The sequence below is a fragment of the bacterium genome, assembly GCA_019912885.1.
Taxonomy (GTDB): Bacteria; Lernaellota; Lernaellaia; order JACKCT01; family JACKCT01; genus JAIOHV01.
This window is the reverse complement of sequence record JAIOHV010000150.1, coordinates 1-16,945: the sequence shown is the minus strand read 5'-3', so window position 1 is coordinate 16,945 and position 16,945 is coordinate 1. Positions and strand designations below refer to the sequence as shown.

At 64.5% G+C, this 16,945-nt stretch carries 14 protein-coding genes; 8 read left to right on the top strand and 6 right to left on the bottom strand.

Features of this window, described 5'->3' with window-relative positions; translation table 11 throughout:
* Positions 1-185 precede the first annotated feature (185 nt).
* On the top strand, positions 186-2,105 hold the full coding sequence (asnB, locus tag K8I61_13040) for an asparagine synthase (glutamine-hydrolyzing) (GenBank protein ID MBZ0272958.1): 1,920 nt from the start codon (positions 186-188) through the stop codon (positions 2,103-2,105).
* Between the two features lie 67 nt (positions 2,106-2,172).
* Positions 2,173-3,120, top strand: coding sequence for a flippase-like domain-containing protein (locus tag K8I61_13035; GenBank protein ID MBZ0272957.1), 948 nt, complete (start codon positions 2,173-2,175; stop codon positions 3,118-3,120).
* 39 nt (positions 3,121-3,159) lie between these two features.
* Here K8I61_13035 and K8I61_13030 read toward each other — a convergent pair whose 3' ends face one another.
* The gene (locus K8I61_13030) at positions 3,160-3,354 is read right to left on the bottom strand and encodes a hypothetical protein (protein ID MBZ0272956.1); all 195 of its coding nucleotides are present in this window, start codon (positions 3,352-3,354) and stop codon (positions 3,160-3,162) included.
* Positions 3,355-3,869: 515 nt separating this feature from the next.
* Here K8I61_13030 and K8I61_13025 point away from each other — a divergent pair.
* Both K8I61_13025 and K8I61_13020 read left to right on the top strand, forming a co-directional pair.
* On the top strand, positions 3,870-4,874 hold the full coding sequence (locus K8I61_13025; protein ID MBZ0272955.1) for an SGNH/GDSL hydrolase family protein: 1,005 nt from the start codon (positions 3,870-3,872) through the stop codon (positions 4,872-4,874).
* Positions 4,871-5,689, top strand: a complete 819-nt coding sequence (locus K8I61_13020) for a formylglycine-generating enzyme family protein (GenBank protein ID MBZ0272954.1) — start codon at positions 4,871-4,873, stop codon at positions 5,687-5,689. The genes K8I61_13025 and K8I61_13020 overlap by 4 nt, the downstream gene beginning before the upstream one ends.
* A 13-nt stretch (positions 5,690-5,702) precedes the next feature.
* Here K8I61_13020 and K8I61_13015 read toward each other — a convergent pair whose 3' ends face one another.
* The 5 genes from K8I61_13015 to K8I61_12995 form a co-directional block, all read right to left on the bottom strand.
* Positions 5,703-7,736: a glycosyltransferase family 39 protein gene (locus K8I61_13015; GenBank protein ID MBZ0272953.1), complete on the bottom strand. Its 2,034-nt coding sequence runs from the start codon at positions 7,734-7,736 to the stop codon at positions 5,703-5,705.
* A 197-nt stretch (positions 7,737-7,933) separates the two neighbouring features.
* The gene (locus K8I61_13010) at positions 7,934-9,490 is read right to left on the bottom strand and encodes an HD domain-containing protein (protein ID MBZ0272952.1); all 1,557 of its coding nucleotides are present in this window, start codon (positions 9,488-9,490) and stop codon (positions 7,934-7,936) included.
* Entirely contained in the window at positions 9,487-11,670 is a 2,184-nt protein-coding gene (locus tag K8I61_13005; GenBank protein MBZ0272951.1) for a hypothetical protein, read from the bottom strand. Before K8I61_13005 ends, K8I61_13010 begins: the two co-directional genes overlap by 4 nt.
* On the bottom strand, positions 11,667-13,010 hold the full coding sequence (locus K8I61_13000; protein ID MBZ0272950.1) for a protein kinase: 1,344 nt from the start codon (positions 13,008-13,010) through the stop codon (positions 11,667-11,669). Before K8I61_13000 ends, K8I61_13005 begins: the two co-directional genes overlap by 4 nt.
* A gap of 9 nt (positions 13,011-13,019) precedes the next feature.
* Positions 13,020-13,190, bottom strand: coding sequence for a hypothetical protein (locus K8I61_12995; protein ID MBZ0272949.1), 171 nt, complete (start codon positions 13,188-13,190; stop codon positions 13,020-13,022).
* A gap of 164 nt (positions 13,191-13,354) precedes the next feature.
* On the opposite strand from K8I61_12995, the gene K8I61_12990 reads away from it, so the two are divergent.
* From K8I61_12990 to K8I61_12975, 4 genes are all read left to right on the top strand, one after another.
* Positions 13,355-14,038: a hypothetical protein gene (locus tag K8I61_12990; protein ID MBZ0272948.1), complete on the top strand. Its 684-nt coding sequence runs from the start codon at positions 13,355-13,357 to the stop codon at positions 14,036-14,038.
* 85 nt (positions 14,039-14,123) lie between these two features.
* A complete protein-coding gene (locus K8I61_12985) occupies positions 14,124-14,369 on the top strand; it encodes a type II toxin-antitoxin system VapB family antitoxin (protein MBZ0272947.1) in 246 nt (81 codons plus the stop codon).
* Complete coding sequence (locus K8I61_12980) at positions 14,359-14,769, top strand: PIN domain-containing protein (GenBank protein ID MBZ0272946.1); 411 nt, start codon at positions 14,359-14,361, stop codon at positions 14,767-14,769. The genes K8I61_12985 and K8I61_12980 overlap by 11 nt, the downstream gene beginning before the upstream one ends.
* Before the next feature lie 46 nt (positions 14,770-14,815).
* Positions 14,816-16,945 (top strand): hypothetical protein (locus tag K8I61_12975; protein ID MBZ0272945.1); only part of this gene is annotated, 2,130 nt, incomplete at its 3' end.

Genomic DNA, 16,945 nt, shown 5'->3' with positions numbered 1-16,945 from the left:
GAATCGGCGTGGATGCCGCTTTCTGGCCGATTCCTCACAAAATCTCCGGGGTTGTATTCTGCGCTCGCGACCGGTACCAAGGGATGTCGCGAATGAACGACGTTCGATTTTCGCCGGCGTCCCTTGGCGGGACGGGGCGCTTTTGGCCTGCGTGGCCGATGTGATTTGGAGCAAGAAAGTACGACATGTGCGGCATTGCGGGCATTGTCTCGCTGGGTACCCCCATCAGCGAAGACGACCGGCGCGACATTCGCCGGATGACGGAGCTGCTTCGGCATCGCGGTCCGGACACGACGGGGTATTTCGAAAACGAAGACGTGTGTTTCGGCAACACGCGGCTTTCGATCATCGACCTGTCCGACAACGCCGGCCTGCCGATGACGAACGACGATCGCGGGGTGTGCGTCACGTATAATGGAGAGGTAACGAACTTCCGCGAGATCGCGGACGAGTTCGCGCTCGGCGAAAAGTACCCCTTCCATTCCACCTCGGACACGGAGGTCTTTCTCCACCTCTACGAGGAGCTTGGCGTCGAAGCCCTCTCGCGGCTTTCGGGGATGTTCGCCCTGGGCCTGTACGACAAGGCTCGCCGCAAGGTGTTCGTCGTCCGCGATTTTTACGGCATCCGCCCCTTGTTCCACATGACCGCCGGCGACCGCCTGTATTTCGCGTCCGAGATCAAGTGCTTCATGGACCTGCCGCGATTCGACGGCACGCTCGACAACGAGGCCGTCTTTCATTTCCTGTCGCTCGCGTACATGCCCGACGTACACACGCCCTGGGCGCAGGTGCGCGAGTTGCAGGGATCGAACCTGATCGAGATCGACCTGGCCGAAAAGCGGCAGACGCTGCGGCCGTATTACGAGATCCGCTACGCGCCCGACGAGTCGCTGACCGAGGCCGACGTGCGCCCGGAGCTGCACGCGCGCATGCGCGATTCCGTGCGCCGCAACCTGATCTCCGACGCGCCGCTCGGGCTGACGCTTTCGGGGGGCTTCGACACGAGCAGCATCCTGGCGCTTTGCCGCGAGCTTGGCGTCAACCGCGAGGTTCACACGTACTCGATCGTCATGGACGAGCCGAGCTTCGACGAGTCGCACTACCAAAAGATCATGGTGGATTTCGCGCGGCCGATTCACCACGAGATCCGCGTCGGCCCGCAGGACGTCGCCAAAACGCTCGTCCGGCACATGGCGTTCCTGGACGAGCCCAACGGAGACGGCGCGGCGATTCCGTCGTTCCTGCTCGCCGAGCACGCCCGGGAACACGTGCGCGTGCTTTTGTCCGGCGAGGGCGGCGACGAGATTTTCAACGCCTACGAGACGCACATGGCGTTCAAAGCACGGAAACTCTATCGGCGGTACGTGCCGGGGCCGATTCGCATGCTGGCCCGCAAGACGGCTCACGCGCTGCCGGTGTCGATGGAAAAATTGTCTTTCGATTTCGTGGCCAAGCGCTTCACCACCGGCGCGGAAATGAGCGCGCCCGAGGCGCATTTGTACTGGCGCCACGTGCTGACCGACGAGGACAAGCTTCGCCTGATGCCCGGCTCGGAGGCGTATCGGCCGACGCACGCCTTTTTCTCGGACATCTTCGACGCATCCGATTTCAAGTACGGGCTCGACAAGATTTCGCTGGTCGATATCCGGCAATACTTCATTGGCGACCTGATGGTGAAAAACGATCGCATGATGATGGCGCATTCCATCGAGGCGCGCTTTCCGTGGATGGACCGCCTGCTGCTGGAGTACGTCAGCACCATCCCGCCGCATCTGCGAATGAAGGGATTCACGCGGCGCTACGTGCAGAAGCAGGCGATGAAGGGCTCGGTGCCCCGGCGCATCTACCGGCGGCAGAACATGGGCCTGGAGATGCCGCATTCGATCTGGTTTTTCCACGGACTCAAGCCGGTGGTCGATCGCTACTTCACGAAGAAAAACGTCGAGCGGTTCGGCATCTTTTCCTGGCCGGTGCTAAAAGAGCTGCTCGACGATCACTGGGCGAAAAAAAAGGACAACGGCCGCGCGCTGTGGTGCATCCTCATGTACATGATATGGTTTGACCTGTTCGTGGAGAACAAGGATTTCAAGGACTACCTCGCCTGACACGCGCGCGCGATACGACGCGCGCGATACGAACCGCGACCGTGAGGGAGCGGGTTTCCGTCCGGCGATGACCCCCTGCGCCGACCCGGCGCCGGAGGCGCGCCGCCGATCGTGGACGGGCCTTGTCCCTGTCCTCGTCAGCCTCCTGCTGCTCGGCGCTCTGCTGACGCACTTCACCGGCGGCGACCTGCTGGCGCGCGTCTCCGCCGGATGGCTCGTTCTGGCGCTTGCCGCGTCGTTTTTTCTGAACAATCTCGTCGGCGCGCTGAAGTGGCGCGAGGTGCTGCGCCTCTCCCGCATCCAGGCGTCGTATCGCGAACTGTTCCCGCTCTGGTGCGGCCTGCAGACGGCGAGCTTCTTCATGCCGTTTCAAAGCGGGCATCTGCTCTACGTGCTGGCGATCCGGAAGATCAAGAATCTCAATCTTGTCGAAGCGGCGGAGACGATCGCCTACGACAAGTATCTCTCCGCCGTCGGCACGTGCGCGCTCATCGCCGGGGGGCAGTTTCTTTTGCCGGCCGGTTGGCCGTGGCCGCGCCTTCTCGTCGGCGGCGCGGCGGGCGCGTTCGTCATCGCGTTCTTTTTCGATACCCGCATCCTGCGCCTGGCCGGCCGCATCGAATGGATCGCGCGGCGCTCGCGCCTTGTCGGGCACGACGCGAGCGTTGCGCAAAAGTTGCGGCTGCTGGCGCTGGCGGTCGTTTATCAGAGCTCGGATGTGGTGACGTTCTACCTCGCGTTTCGCGCGATGGCGATTCCGGTCGATACGGCCGTCGCCGTCGGCGCGTTTCCGCTGGTGCTTCTTCTCAGCTACGTCCCGATCACCTTCAGCGGCATCGGCGCGCGCGAGGCTCTGATCGTCCTTCTGATCGGCCGCGCGCTGTCGTTTGACGAGTCCGTCGCCTCGGGGATTTTTGTCGACCTCGTGGAATACGTCTGGCCCGCGCTCGCGGGCGTCGTTTTCGTGCGCGGCCTGCTGAGGCTTTTGCCGAGGCGCGCGGAGGGATCGGCATGATCCGCCGGCGCAGACCCAATTCCGCCGAGCGCATATTTTTCAAGATCGACGCGTTATGAAAGAAAAAGGGAAGCCGCTGAAAGCGGCCTGATATTCGGCGTCACGGGCGATGAGGCGGCGTTCGATGGCGACGATTTCACTGCGGTCGACGACCAGAAATCGCCGGATGAACGTCGTCGGGGTCGTACAGCCCGTGCGCCGCCCGTATTCTGACCGCAACATCGGCGCGTTCAACGTGGAATTCGAATATTTACTCGAATACGCCCATTCCACAATGTTCGGTCAGACAATTGCTTTTACATGTCAAGAAAGGTGGCGCTAGGTCATTCGGCCCTCTTTCGCACGATTTATTGGCGGCGCAGGCGCAACCGCAGTTTAAATACGCGTTGTAACAGTCCGCGGACTGCTGCAGCGCCAAATTGTCCATGCACGAGTCGAAATGAAACGAGTTGGAATCGGTTCCCATGTTTTGACATCTGGCGTATTTTGCGCAGAATTCTTCCTCCATACAGGAAGGCTCACCCGTTTCATTGTCCGAGTCATCATCGTCGTCGTCGCCGCACGACGCCACGATAATTGACGCGGCGAAACCGCAGACGAGAAAAACCAGAGCACCGACGAATCGAATTCCCATTTTTTCGACCTCCAAAATAAGTCTTGACCAAATTACAGCAATAGGTTTCGCATAACCATACGAAAATGCTATACAAAATCTTAAATTGGTTAATCGATTATCAGGCGATATGAGGATGAGGCGACGAAAAGCCGGTGCGTACCGTGAGAGCGCGGCCGTGGCGGTCCTCCTCGCGTTCGCCCTCATCGAAGGCGCCGCGCGGGTGGTCGCGGCGCGGCCGGGGCTCGATCCGCGCGCGATCATCGAGGAGAACACGCGCGTTCCCTTCGAGGCGTTCGAGGAGCGCGAAAACACGCTCGGCCTGCGTGCGGCGGAGATGTACGAGCTGCTCGGCCGGCCGGGAAAGCGCGTGCTGTGCATCGGCGATTCGACGACGTGGGGATTCGGCCTTGACCCCGGCAAGGCGTGGCCCGCGCGCCTGGAGGCGATTCTCAACGAGCGAAGCGCCGACAGCGTGCTTGTTCTGAACGCCGGGCGGCCCGGCTGGGCGACGCACAGCGCGCGCGCGGAGATCGTCGAGCAGCGCGGATTGATCGAACGCTTTGAGCCCGAGATTGTGGTGATCGGCCTGGGGTGGAACGACATCTCGTTCGTGCGCGAGGGCGTGGAGATGACGGCCTTTCGCGTGTGGCGGCATCGCGCGCGGTCGTTAATGATCGACCGCATCCGCTTTCTGACCTTTTTCGAAGCCGCGACGCAGGAGTGGCACGACGCGCGCCACCGCGCCCGCTACGAGCGCTATCCCGTCATCCCCGATCACCCGGACGTGGAGGGGTACGCCGAAGGGCTGACCGAGTTCATCCGCGCGGTGCGCGCGCGATCGCCCGCGCGGATTCTCGTGCTGGGGCAGCCCGCCGCGCCGGGGAAGATCGGATTGTTCGTCCGCAACTTCCAATCCAACGAAGCGATGGAGAGCTTTTATCTGCACAAGTCGATCATCGCTCGCGCGCGGACGATCGCGGCCGACGAGGGCGCGGCGTTCGCGGATCTCGCGCCCGTGCTCGAAGCCGCGGGCGGCGACGATCTCTTTCTCGAATTGATGCACCCCAACGCCGCGGGGTACGAGGTGTGGGCGCGCCATCTGGCCGAGCGATTCGTCGCCGAGGGGTGGGCGCCATGACGCGAGCGCTTATCGTTTCAATCGCGATTCTCGCCGCGGCGATCGCCCTCGCGGATGACGCGCCGGTCGATATGATCGCCGTTCCCGCCGGAGCGTTCACGATGGGAAGCGAGCGCAATCCGGACGAGCAGCCCGTGCATCGCGTCCATCTTGCGGCGTTTCGCATCGACCGCACGGAGGTGACGCAAGCCGAATTCGCGCGCTTTCTAAACGAGATCGGCGATCACGAAACCGGGTGCGGCGGGCGGCGGTGCGTGACGATCGAGAGCGAACACCCGCGCGCCGTGATCACGAGGTCGGCGGACGGCTATGCGGCCCACGAGCGTTTTGCGAATCACCCGGCCACGTTCGTCACCTGGCACGGCGCGTCGGCGTATTGCGCAAGCCGGCAAAAGCGCCTGCCGACGGAGGCCGAGTGGGAAAAGGCCGCGCGCGGCGACGCGGACCCGGCGTTTTATCCGTGGGGCGAGGAGAACGATGCGGCGCGCGTGGTCGACGCCGATACGCGATACGGCGGCCGGCAGCGCACCCGGACGGTCGGTTCATTTCCGGCGAACGCGAGCCCCTTTGGCGCGCTCGACATGGCGGGCAACGTGATGGAGTGGGTGAGCGACGCGTATCGATCGGACTGCTACGCGCGCCATGCGAAAGAGAATCCCGTTTGCGTCACGGATCCCGAAACCGGCGCGCCTCGCGTCCTGCGCGGCGGGTCGTTCTACAACAATCTCGACGGGTTGAAGGTCGGAAAGCGCTATCACGACCTTCCCGACGCATCGCAGGGAAATTACGGATTCCGGTGCGCGGCGTCGCCGTGAACGCGAGCGGCGGTCATTCGTCCTCGTCCAGATCCGGCCAGCGCTCCGCGATCGGGAAGGACCAGCGCGCCTCGGCCTCCTTTCGCGTGAGCGGCCGGCCGAGGTTCCAGATCTCGCGGGCCGTGGGGTGGATTTCGACACCGACAAACGGGATATCGCCGGGCAGCTTTTCGTCGGGCAGGCCGTCGCGATCGCGGTCGCCGGACCGAACGACAACCGTCCCCCTGTCGCGCACCTCCCAATAATTCACGATGCCGTCGTTGTTGTGATCGCCAAGGTGCATGTAATCGCGCCCCTTGACGTCGATGAGCGCCCAGACCTCCCAGTGGCTGTCCTGGTTGTCGTCGTCCTTGCGCTCCACCAGCACCTCGTTGATGCGCTTCTCGTAGTGGTCGGGCACGCCGTCTCCGTTTTTGTCGGACAACGTCTCGACGATCTTCGGCTCGCGTTTGTAAACGAGAAGTCGCCCCAGGCCTTCGGGATAGTCAAATCGCCCGACGAGGCGAAAATGGTTTCGGCGGGTCTTGAAATAACGAATCACCTCGAGCGCGGGACGCGGGTTTTCCCAGGTGGGGTAGTTGATGTACTGGACGTCCTCCTCCCACATCGAGTGCAACACGACGATCCCCGAATTCGCGAAGTACAGCTTCATGTCCGCTAGCCGGCTGACGCCCGCGATCGCCGCGCCGATGCCCATGCGGGCGATGAGGTTGTCGACGCGGGCGTAAGGATTGCGTTCGCGGAGGCGGTAACCAAGCGCTTCGGTGTAGGGCGAGTTGATCAGAAGGACGACCGGGCGATCGGTCTCATTTTGTTCGATGATGAAGTCGGCGAGCTTTTCCGTGGACCAAAAGAGCGTTCGAGCCCGCGGCATGCCCCGACGCTGCAGGCGCGCGTGGAAATCGTCGAAATCGAAGGCGTCTTGCGGAAGCGACGCGAGATGAAGGCCGAATCCCGCCGCCGCCGATGCCAGCACGCCCGCCGCGCTCACCGCCGCGAAGACGCGCGAGCGATTCTCGCATAAGCGCGCGAAGCCGGCGGTGATCGCCACCCCGATCGCGGGAAGGATCGGAAGAAGGTAGCGCGCGGAAAGCTCCGGCTGATACCAGTCGATGGCCAGAAGCGGAATCGCCGGCCAGACGGCAAGGCACGCCCATTCGCGAGATTTGCGCGCTGCGAGAAGACCGCCGAACGCAAGCGCCGTCAGGATCGGACCGGCGGCGCTTTGGTAGAACAACTTCGGGTAATAGAAAATGCGGTACTGCACATCGCCCGATTCCTTGATGACAAAGGTGTGCATCGCCTGCCAGTAATCGAGAAAACCCGGCAGGATCGGGATGTAATACGCGAGCGGCACGACGCCGCCGGCGACGGCAAACAAGGCCAGGTGACGCCGGACGACGGCACGCTGTTCGGCGGCGGTTATCCAACTCCACATCAAATACACGGCAAGCGGCGGGCCGACGTAAACGACAAACGTCTGCTTGACGAGCATGCCGGCGGTGACGCACAGCGCGAGGCCGAGCACCGCGGGGCGGCGGGTAAAACCGTCCGAGGCGAAAAGCACGGCCATGAAGCACGCCGTGAGCGCCGCCAGCGGCAGGTCGGGCATGTAGATGCGCGAAAAGGCGTCCAGGTGCGGAACGAAAAGTGCGAGCGCCGCCGCGAGAAGCCCCGCCATGTCGCCCGCCATGCGGCGCGCGATGAAAAACGTCGCTACCAGCAGTAGCGCCAGATAAACGGCCAGCGAAAATTCCGCCGCCTTGGAGTGGTCGATCGAAAGCAGAAACGGCAGCGCCGTCAGGTGGATGAGCGGCGGGTAGTCCCAGGGAACGATCGAATCGAGAAAGGCCGTCAGCGCCACGCCGGGACGCGCGCCGGCCACGGCCTCGGCCAGATAGCCGGAGATGGCCGCCAGGTTGGCAGGGTCATAAACCGGCGGGATTCGGTCGGTCAGAAGTACGGAAAAAAAGCGAACCCATCCGAGCCCGACGATCAGCAAAAGAGCAAGCGCGACAAGACGCCGGCGATGGGGGCGCGGGTCCATGATTTCGAACCTTGCGGCGGATCGGCGCACGCGTGTCAATGCGTCCGCGCGCCCCGCCGCGTCGATTCGGCCATGTCTTCCGCGGGCGCATGGCCAACTTACGCACAACGACGAAACTTTCGGCGATCTTTGAAAATATCGTCCGCGCTGTCAAATTTCGCTGACGGCGCGGGGCCTGCCCGTTGTCGCCGGCCGCGCTATTCCCCCGCGTCGCTTTCCTCGCCCGTATTCCTGATGTGAAACGGGTAGTAATCGAGCGGATTGAACGGCACGTCCTCGATGGGCAGCACGCCGGTCAGGCGAACGTCGCCGTCGGTGCGCCGGCGGACCGGCATTTCGAGAAGGACGCCGTCGGGCGTCGATACGGCGGCGACGATCGGGGTCAGCGGGTTTCGGCCGGACGGGCGAACGACGACGCCGACCTCGCCGTTCGACAACGTGACGACAAGGCCCGGCGGATACACGCCGAGTGACGCGATGAGCTGGTCGAGCAGAGGCGCTTCGCCGGTCCCCCGATATTCCTCGCGCAGCCGGGCGAAGGCGTCCCGGGGCAGGAGCGGATTTCGATGGCCGGTGTTGCCGATCAGCGAGTCAAACGCCTCCGCGACGCGCACCAGGCGCGTGACGAGATTGATCTCCCAGTTCCCGTCAGCGGGCGGATAACCGTTTTTCCCGCCGATGTGATGCTCGAACGCCACGACGACGGCGAGCTTGTCGAGCTCGATGACGCGGTCGAGGATGTCCGCGGAGATGAGCGGATGCCGTTTCATCACCTCGAATTCCTCCGGCGACAGCTCGCCGCCGCGATCGACAAGCGGCTGGCCCTCGTGCCCCTTGCCGAGGTCATAAAGAAGCGCGATGCGGACAAACTCCGCGACCTGCGTCGGCTCGGAAAACACGGTCGCGGCGACGCGCCCGCCGAAGATCGCCACGTTGACCGCGTGCCGATACGAATATTCGTCCTGCCGGCACGCGACCGCGAGCGCGGTGAGGTCGTTCGGGTGTTTGAGCAGAATCTCGGCGAGATTCTTCGAGATGCGGTTCAAGTCGCGCAGGTTGATGTGCTCCGGCCGCGTCGTGCCGGTCATCATGTCGGCGACGAACATGGCGGCGTAGGCGTAAACGCGGCGCGCGTCGGGAATCATGCGGTCATCGATTTTGACGCGGATGCTCTGCACCAGACCGCCGCCTTCGTCCTCCTCCTCGCGTTCGCCGCTTTTGGGCGCCTCGTCCACGAGCGGCGGCTCGATGACGATGCCGGTGACGTTCGCCGCGGCGAGCGCGTCCACGAGCCACTCACGCCTTTTGTCGCGCCCGGTCATCTGCCCGAGAGCGGCGACGAACTCGACGACCTGCCGCAGATCGACGCCCTCTAGGAACGTCAGCCCGCCGATCTCGAGGCGGCGCAGGAGCGCGTGGAATTCGCCGCCGGAGGCGCCCACCTCGTAGATCGGGAGCTGATAGACGAGAAAGCGGCGCAGCCCGACGTCGATCGTCACCATGCGGCGGTTGATGAACAAGGCGCGCACGCGCTGCAAAAGGTCGCGCGACGCGGAGATCGCCAGGCGATGTTCGCGCGTGTACAGGCGGTAGATGCCGCTGGCGTAGCCGATCGTCTCGATCAGCGCGGACGCAAGCTTGATCATCTCCGCCGCTTCGTCGGTGATGCGGCGGAAGCGCTCCTGGCCGGCGCGGCGCGTGCGGGCGCTCGCCGCGGGCGGGCTTGCCGGGATGCGGGTTTGCGTCGAGTTCATTTGAACAACCGGTAGATCCCTTTCCCCGCGACGCGCCGGTACAGGCGGATGTACGATTTCGACGACGCGTCGCCCGTGACGCACGCATACGCGTGGAGCGCGGCCAGGCGCAACTCGTGCGGTTCGGCGCGGCCGACGATGAGCGGCCCCTTGGCGACGCGCTTCAGAAGCGGCGCGGCGCCGGCGGCGCGCATCCGGCCAAGGCCATACGCGGCGAGAACGCGCTCGGCCACGGTGGCGTCCTTTCCCGGCTTGCCGACGAGCCCCGCGAAGACCGGCGCCGCCGTCTGCGGAAGTTCGCCGCGAACGAGCTCGAGCAATGCGATCATGCGGATGGCCGGCCGCTCCGAGGCCACGAGCCGGAGGATCGCCGGCGCGCAGGCCTCGCCGCGCAACACGACGAAAAGGCGCAGCGCCGCCGCCAGGTGGCGCGGCCGAAAATCCCGGTGCGCGGGGTCCACGCGCAAGGCAAGCGCGTTGGCCGCGTCCTGTCGGACCGGCTCGAGAATTTCGGCCATCAGCGGAGCGTTCGGCATGCGGGCGTCGAGATAACAGCGTTCGATGATTTCGGCGACGGCCGGGACGTCAAGGCGCGTCAGAAGCGGCAGGAGGCGCTGGATCGTTTCGCGCTGTTCCGCGTTCTCGATATTGGTCAGCCGGGAAATCAGGTTTCCGTACAGATCGCCCCAAAGACGCCGAGCCTCGCCGGCGACGGGCCTTGGCGCTTCGATCGCGTCGAGCGCGGCCCAGAGCCTTTCGAGAAACGCCACGACATCCGCCGGCCGGTGCGTCGCGAGGCGCTGCAACTGCTCGAAAAACGTGCGCACGAGCGAGGCAAGCCGCTCGTTGTCGGATTCGTTCCGGATCATCACGAGAAGCGCGTTGACGTAACCGCGCTCGATGTGCGCTTGCAGGTTGTGCTGCAATCCGTCCAGCGCTCGCTCCACCGCCTTGCGGTGGGAGCGGTCGGCCAGCGCCTCCCACGCGCGATCGTCCGGCGGGGCGGCGCCGTCTTCCTTGCGCCCGAGCATGAACCGCCCCAGGCGCGCGTAATCCGAAATCGCGCGTCGGCCGCCGTCAGCGGCGTGTTCGCCGGCGAAGGCCTCGACGTGCTCTTGCATATCGCGCCATTCGGCGCCGGTGAGCGCGACGCGCGCGAGAATCGCCTCTCCGTCTTCCTCCGCGTCGATTTCGACGATCGCCCGCGCCCACTCCTTCGGCGAAAACGCGAAGACGTCCGCGCCCGTGAGATGCACGCCCTCGGCGCGCAGGCGGAGGATCTCCGAGAGCACCGCGACGCGGACCTCGTCGCCGATCAGCATCAGCGCCTCGGAAATCTTCTCGCGGATCGACTCGGGCTCGCGCTGTGAGCCGAAGATCATCGAGCCCTCCGTGCGGCGCACCACGCGGATCAGCTCGCGAGGGTCCACCATCGGCCCTTCGTCGGTGTCCACGGTCGCGAGTTCCAGAAGCAGCCTCGCCAGCACGCGCGGATTGAGGAGCAGCTCGACCAGTTGCGTCTTCTCGGAACGCAGGAGGTTCTTGTGCCCCATTTCGAGATCGGCGGAACGGTCCTCCACGAGCCGGTAACGCACCGGCTGCGGCCCCTTCATGTAAGCGACCACCTCGTCCAGGTCCATGCCGGTCATCCGCACGGCCTTCTGCCAGGACTGGGCGTCCGCCTCGCCGGTCTGCGTCGGCGCGAAGCCGGTCAGTTCGCCGACGGAAATGTTTTCGACGGCGTGGTCCTCGCGCAAGACGACCGTGGGGCCGCCCCGGTCGCGCAATTCGATCGGGCTCAGATTCAATACATGCGCGATCGCGGCGATCTCCTTGTTCGTCACGTTCTTGTGAAACGCGACGCGCCGGATCATGCGTTCCAGCAGCACGTCCACGAGATCGGCCACGAGCGGATGCCGGCTTTTGATCTGGAGGTCGCCGATGTAGAGCCGCTCGCGCACGATGACAAGCGCCAGCGGGTTCGCGATCTCGAAGCATTGGTCGAGCGCCTCGCGGAAGCGGGCGAGGTTGTCGCGCGTCGTGTCGTTCTCCGCGGTGAAGAGGCGATACGACTGCCGCAAGACGCCGAAGCGCTGGATGAACGTCGTGACGAGCGCGTCGTATTCCTTCGCGCGCGGCGTCTCTTCCGGTGTTTCGACGGGGATTTCGGTTTCCGTCATAACGGATCCGGATCCTTAAGCGCGCGGCGAACGCTTGTCCCCGGGCGGCCGGGCGCGCTCGAAGGCGGCCGGCCCGGCAGCGCCACGTCCGCGTTCGGCATCATGGTGGGCGCCGCGTCCGGCGGAATCATGGTGGGATCGTCGGGTTTGACCGCCGGCGCGGATCGGCGCGGCGATCGCTCCGGGAGCGCCTCGACGGGATCGTCGATCGTCGTTCGTTTCACAAGCCGCCGTGGCCGGCCCGATGCGGCGGCGCCCGGCGCGGGGCTCCGGCGGTCTTCTCCGATCGCCCGCGCGAACAGGCGCACGCCGTCTTCCTTGCGGCCCAGTTCGAACAGCGAAAGGCTCTTGTTCAATAACTCGTCGGCCGATTCGGGATCGGCCCGGAGCGCGCCCGGATCGGTCCACGAAACGTCGCCCCCCACTTCGCGAAAAACCTCCGCAAGCGCGCCGAACAGCTCGGCGAAATCGGCGTACCGTGCCTCGGGCTCCTTGCGAACGCACTTGAGAACGATGCGATCGAGCCGCGGCGGGATGTCGCTGACAGTCTCCGAGGGCGGCGCGGGGATGCCGGTGAAATGCGCGGCCTTGATATCGCGCAGCTTGTCGCCGCGAAAGAGTGGCTTGCCGGTGAGCACTTCATGCAGCACGCACCCGAACGAATACACGTCGCTTCGAAGATCGGCCTCGCTCGAATCGCGCCACTGTTCGGGCGCCATGTAACGCGGCGTGCCCACGATGGTGCCCGCTTGCGACAGATCGCTGTCCGAGGAAATCCGCTGAAAGCGCGTGCGATCCAGCGCGTCGCCCTGGCCGTCGGGCATTGCCTTGGATAGCCCGAAATCGGTGATTTTCACGCGGAGCCGATGGTTCACGAGGATGTTTTGCGGCTTCACGTCCCGATGCGCGAAACGCAGCCCGCGCGCCTCGAAAAACCGCTGCGCGCGCACCATGCCGTTGCAGAACTGAAGCGCGAAATTGAGCGCGACGGTGACGGGCAGCGCGCCGCCCCGGATCCAACTCGAAAGATCGACGCCGCGATCCTTCGCGCCCTCGACGAATTCCATGAAAATGAACGGGAATCCGCCGATGCGTTTGACGTAGAGCGCCTGCAGGATGTTGGGATGTTTGCCGAGCTCCACCCAGAGGATTGCCTCGTTATAGAAACGCGCCGACGCGCCGGGGACCTTGTGCAACTCGGGCAAAAGCGTTTTCGCGGCCACGCGCACGGGGCGGCCGCCGGCTCGTGTGTCCTCGCACAGGTACACGATCCCCATGCCCCCGCGCCGCACGTCGAAGACGAGGTAGCGCTCGTCGATCAGATCGCCTTTTTCGTACATGCGCCGAACCTATTTTTGCTCGTCGTCGCCGGACTCGGGCGGCGGGAGAGGCTTGCCGGTCGCCAGCGCGCGCTCGACCGCCTGGAAATACCGTTCGATCTTCTTGCGCACGATCTCGTAGCGCAGCCCCGCCTGCCCCTGCAGAATCTCGTATTCCTGATCGATGGACACATCGCTCATGGATCCCGCCCCGCTCGATGCGATGGTATAACAACTGATATCTATCGCGGGTACGATCAAAATAAGCAAGTTGACGGCGGTCAATTCCGCACGATCGCCATTGGCGAGCCCCGAGTTCGCGCCGCCTCTTTGATTTCCACGCCTTGGGGGACATAGTTCGGTGTATGCGAAACGGACGCCCGATTCTTGCCGCTCTGCTGATCGCGGCGCTGATGCTTTGCGTTTCGTGTTCGTGCGCGGATAGCGACGACGACGACGCGGACGGTGACGACGCGGCGAAAGACGATGCGGATGACGACCACTCGATCGACGACGATGAATCGGACGACGACACGGCGCCGGACGACGACGCGGACGATGACGACGACGACGACGATACCGGCGACGACGACACGTCGGACGATGACACCGGCGATGACGACGACGACGCCTGCGGCGCGTGGCATGCGCAAACGGCGTGGCCCACCGAAGGTTATCTGCTCGCGTTCAACGCGGTCGGGCAGTTCTTCTACACGTGGGTTACGGGTGCGGAAGGCGTCGCGCACATCGAGTCGTGGCTCGCAAGCGCGCCGTCGGCCGACACGCTCGGCATCCCCGGCGGGCCGATCGAACTCGACGCGACGCACAACCCCGGCTACGCGTACCGCCACGACCCGGACGGCGTGACCTTCGGCGACGTGTGGATCGAGCTGTGCGACGCCGCGCCGTGTTACGTGGAGCAGGACGCCGCCGGCTGGCTCGCGAATCCGACGACGTGGTGCCCCTGGGCCGCGCGCGTGAAACTCGTGTGGGATTGCACCGGCGGCGGCCCGGACTGCGGCGCGCCGGTGTTCGTGTCGATCTTTTAAACAGGTCCGCGATCGTGTGAAATCGGCTCACTTTATGTGTAGCAATCGTGCACAAATTATGAGACGATTCTGTGCGGAGGTGAATATGAGGACCAACGTGACGCTCGACGAATCGCTCGTGAGGGAACTGCAAAAGCTGTCCGGCGCCAAAACGAAAACCGCCGCGGTGACGCAGGCCGTCGAGGAGCAGATTCGGCGCGCGAAGTTAAAAAAACTCGTGAGCTTGTTTGGCCACATCCAGGTGGACGAGGAAGGCCTGAAACGACAAGCGAAGGCCGACGCGGAACGCGATCGGCTGATATCGGGGAAGCGGGGGAGGCGTGGGCGCTGATATTGAAGGTGTTTTTATCGACACGTCGGCCTGGATCGATGCGTTTCGCGATGAAAACTCCGCCGCGGCGGCCACGATTGGCCATTTGACCCAGCAGGGGCAAGCGCTGACCGGCGGACCCGTCCTGTTCGAGATTCTCCGCGGGCTGCGGCCCGACGAACGACGTCGCGTCGTGCCGCTTCTGGATGCGATTCCGCGATTGCCATTTACCGAAAAGGATTGGACCGAGGCGGGTGCGCTTGATATGCGCTTGCGAAGTCGGGGCACGACGTTGCCGCGCCTGGATGTGTTGATAGCGCATATTTGCCTTAAAAACGCGCTCCCGATTTACACGCCGGATCGTCATTTCGATGCGGTGCCGGGGCTCGCGTTGTACAGGTCGCCGTTGCACCGTCAATGAGGTTTTGTACGTTGTGAAAAGTCAGAGCGGCGCACGAAAATTCGGCATGTTCTGGGTGTTCACCCTTTCCATTCTGGTTTGCGCCCTCGGCTCCTGCTCGTGCGGCGACGATGACGACGACGATGCGTCGCCCGACGACGATGTATCCGACGACGATGCCAGCGATGACGACACGGACGATGACCCTGCCAACGGCGGGGACGACGACAGCGGCGACGACGATTCGGCGGACGACGATATCGACGACGACGCCGACGACGACACGGCTGACGTGTTGCCAACGCAGGACCCCGTCGAACCGGGCGAGGACGTGCTTCCCGCGGCCGTCGAGTCGTGCGCGATCATCGGCGAGACGCAGTGCGTCGGAGGACTCGTGCACGAGTGCGCGATTTACGATTCCGGCGCGGGCGATTTCGCCGACGATCCGCCGGCGCTTCTCGAACAGGTGTTCTACCTCGATCGCTACCACGATCTTTACCTGCGTTCCGACAATTCCGGCCTGACGTTCCGCACCACGTCGAGCATGGCGCCGGGCACGCCGGAGTCCGTCTGGGCCGATCCCGCGAACTTCGAAACCTGGCGCGACTGGGGCGACGGCGCATTTTACATGGGCATGTATCTGTCCGCCGCGGCGCTGCGCTACGCCTCCACCGGCACCGGCGCGGACTACGCGCGCATGGTCGATCTGCTGAACAAGCAACTCGTCAACTGGCGCGCGACCGGCGTTCCGGGATACATGTTCCGCTCCATCGCCGCGATGCTCGAGGACGGCGTGCCGATTCCGCACGGCCATCCCGAGTACAACCTGCGCGAGTACAAGACGCGATCGAACCACGTGCTCTACGAGCTTTCCGGCGCGGCGCTTGCGCACCTGCCCGCGTACTACGCCGGCGGGGTGACGATCGACGACACGTTCTACCCCACCACGCCGCTCGCGGAGGGATCGCCGAGCCTCGATGCGTTTTCCGGCGCGATCGCGGGCCTGGAACGCGCGTGGGCGCTGCTCGGTCCGGCCGATCAGGCGCTCAAGGACGAGATCGCGGAAAACGTCGCGTGCAGCCTCACGCGCCTTCGCAAGATGCGCATCACGAACCTGTCGCAAAACGCGCTCGTGAAGCTCGCGCTCGAATACCTCACGTCATCCGGCGGCCTGCACCCGGACCCGGACGACATCGACTTGACGACAATCGACACGATGATCGGCTACGTGCAGGAGGCGATTCCGCCGGGCGCGCCGGGCGATTTCGAGTTCGGCTGCCCGGCCGATCTGCCGTTTGAGGTCGATCCGAAATACGACTGGGACGCCGCCGATCCGATCACGCTCGTTCGTCTTCTGGATTTCGCGAACGCGATGTCCGGCCAGGGCGATCGCCCGATCGACTTCACCTACTTCGTCTCGCACCGCGGCGGCGACGTGGCGTATCTGCTCAACTACGCGATCTTCGCGTATCACGCGACGGGCGAGGATCAATACCGCCGCTTCATCCGCGAAGGCCTCATCGAGGAAATCGACGGATACGCGATCCTGCAAACGCTCGGATCGTTCTTCATGCCGCCGTTTTGCGGCGACTGGATCGGCGGCGATCTCATCCACCCCATCGTCTCGCTCGCGCTGCAAATGCTCGGCGACGATCCGCTTGCGGACGAATTGCGCCGCGCGGCCAAGGAGGAACTGAAGGACAAGCTGCTCGCCAACGACGGCAACGCGTATTTCGGCATCACCTACGGCGCGGCGCTGGCCGAGCTCGATGATCCGGGCGCGTTCGACGCGGGCCTTGCGGATTACGTCGATTGGGCGGCGGACGAGCTGCGTGCGTATCGGATAAGCGAAGCGTATCCGCTCGACCCAAAACGCACCTACACGCACGACTACATCGCGAACCCGCTGCCCGATCCGGACTTTGCGCCCGTCTCCCCGACGCAGGCCGACATCGACGCGTGCGAGGCGGGGCTCGAGCTATTCGGCTACACGATCATCCCCGGCCCGGGCATCCACCCGGACTTTCAACAGATCTCCGCGAACCCGCTGCCGGTCGGCCTGCGCGTCGCGCACGACCTCATCTGGCACTTTTCGCCCTTCAACCTCGCCCGCGACTACGGCTCGGCGCACGGCCGCAACCATTTCATCCACGCCGACCTCACGCTCCCTTTCTGGCTCGCGCGCGTGGAGGGACTG

Excerpts from the sequence above, each read along its gene's own strand:
- K8I61_13025 (MBZ0272955.1), top strand. The coding sequence starts at position 3,870 with ATGAGGCGACGAAAAGCCGGTGCGTACCGTGAGAGCGCGGCCGTGGCG.
- K8I61_12985 (MBZ0272947.1), top strand. The coding sequence starts at position 14,124 with ATGAGGACCAACGTGACGCTCGACGAATCGCTCGTGAGGGAACTGCAA.
- K8I61_13005 (MBZ0272951.1), bottom strand. The coding sequence starts at position 11,670 with ATGACGGAAACCGAAATCCCCGTCGAAACACCGGAAGAGACGCCGCGC.
- K8I61_13035 (MBZ0272957.1), top strand. The coding sequence starts at position 2,173 with ATGACCCCCTGCGCCGACCCGGCGCCGGAGGCGCGCCGCCGATCGTGG.
- K8I61_12990 (MBZ0272948.1), top strand. The coding sequence starts at position 13,355 with ATGCGAAACGGACGCCCGATTCTTGCCGCTCTGCTGATCGCGGCGCTG.
- K8I61_13000 (MBZ0272950.1), bottom strand. The coding sequence starts at position 13,010 with ATGTACGAAAAAGGCGATCTGATCGACGAGCGCTACCTCGTCTTCGAC.
- K8I61_13015 (MBZ0272953.1), bottom strand. The coding sequence starts at position 7,736 with ATGGACCCGCGCCCCCATCGCCGGCGTCTTGTCGCGCTTGCTCTTTTG.
- K8I61_13010 (MBZ0272952.1), bottom strand. The coding sequence starts at position 9,490 with ATGAACTCGACGCAAACCCGCATCCCGGCAAGCCCGCCCGCGGCGAGC.
- asnB (MBZ0272958.1), top strand. The coding sequence starts at position 186 with ATGTGCGGCATTGCGGGCATTGTCTCGCTGGGTACCCCCATCAGCGAA.
- K8I61_13020 (MBZ0272954.1), top strand. The coding sequence starts at position 4,871 with ATGACGCGAGCGCTTATCGTTTCAATCGCGATTCTCGCCGCGGCGATC.
- K8I61_12995 (MBZ0272949.1), bottom strand. The coding sequence starts at position 13,190 with ATGAGCGATGTGTCCATCGATCAGGAATACGAGATTCTGCAGGGGCAG.